Origin of the sequence: Sulfobacillus harzensis, assembly GCF_012933365.1 — a bacterium.
In the GTDB taxonomy this organism is placed as follows: Bacteria; Bacillota; Sulfobacillia; order Sulfobacillales; family Sulfobacillaceae; genus Sulfobacillus_B; species Sulfobacillus_B harzensis.
Genome location: NZ_JABBVZ010000276.1, coordinates 1 through 1,259 on the forward strand (window position 1 = coordinate 1; position 1,259 = coordinate 1,259).

The window sequence follows — 1,259 nt, forward strand, 5'->3', positions numbered from 1 at the left end:
GAATTGAATCAAAAATCTACGAGAGCAAGAGGATTCAACCAAAAAACTAAGGTAGGTGGGGACAGTTTGACGCTTACCTTTTTCTCGACCACGGTGGCGACCTGGCTGCCCCAGCAATGTTCCCAGAAGCCGCAGCGCCGGAGCCCTTGGGGGGTGTACCAGGCGCAGGGGTAACTGGTGGCTTGGTAGTCCTCTGGGATCGGCAGCGGTTCCCGCAACATCGTGATCGCGGCTTGAACCTCCATCAGCCCAACAATTAATTCCCGTGCATACTGGCGGTCGTAGGTCACCGGGAACGACTTGATTTCGCCGGTTTCCTTGATGAGATAGCTGATTTCCGCCGTGGCGCCGCGCTGGTTCCCATAGAAGTGCAAGTACATCGTGACTTGTGCGACGTGGCTTTGCAGCGGGAGATCCTTCAAGCGCTTTTCGGTCGTGGTTTTGCACTCCACGATGTGTTTGATCGGCTCAATCCAGAGGTCAATGTGCCCGACGCCGAATTCCGTGCGGACCTCCACTTCCCGGACGCATTGATCGGGGCCCGGAAATTGCTGTGCCCAGAGCGCGGTAATCCGCTCCTCCGCCAAGTGGCCGGTTTCGAAGATCGCCATTTCTCGGAGCGTGGGCGGCGTGGCGACGTAACCGAGCGCACGCAGGGTTTGCCGCCTAGGGCACTGTCCCGCTTCTGACAAGCGGATCTCATGCGGATCGAATTTGCTAGGACCCGCAAGTTCGCTCTGGTACTTTTCTTGCTGCAGGGCCGCCGTCGACAGCAAGGCGGGCGATGCGGTTTGTTCCCGACTCATGCGGACGTCACTCCTTCCTAAGTGGGGGGTTAAGACATCTAAGCCGCCGATCCGCCGGAGGCGGAGCCAGCGACGTGCGTTGACTTCCTGTTCGACAGCGGACGTTATGGGGCAGCCGGTGCTGCTCGGCAAAAGTCCATGGCCCCGATGGGTTCACAGCCCGTGAGCGTATTCATCCACGCGGCGTGGGGCAGTGAGGGATTGTAGAAGTAGAGAGCACCATCGGTCGGATCAACGCCCCGCAGAGCCAGCGCAGCCGCGTGCCAGGCAGACGGCGTGGGACGGGCCGAGGCCCAAGCGCCCTTCGCGACGGTTTCGAACTGATTGGGTTGATGAAGCGCGGCCCAGAGGCGATGCGGAAAGGACCGCGCCTGGATGTTACGGCCAAGTATAAAATCTCCAATAACGACAACAACACTTCGCCAAAAAGGCCAACCTGATTTCGGCAAAACG

General features: G+C 59.3%; 2 protein-coding genes. Both read right to left on the minus strand.

From position 1 onward, the window contains the following. Positions 1-8 precede the first annotated feature (8 nt). Positions 9-806 carry a PD-(D/E)XK nuclease family protein gene (locus tag HIJ39_RS23000; protein WP_243239929.1) on the minus strand — a complete coding sequence of 266 codons (798 nt, stop codon included), beginning with the start codon at positions 804-806 and terminating at the stop codon, positions 9-11. Between the two features lie 104 nt (positions 807-910). Next, a partial coding sequence (locus HIJ39_RS23005; protein WP_207711886.1) for a cell wall hydrolase occupies positions 911-1,259 on the minus strand: 349 nt, incomplete at its 5' end.

Excerpts from the sequence above, each read along its gene's own strand:
- HIJ39_RS23000 (WP_243239929.1), bottom strand. The coding sequence starts at position 806 with ATGAGTCGGGAACAAACCGCATCGCCCGCCTTGCTGTCGACGGCGGCC.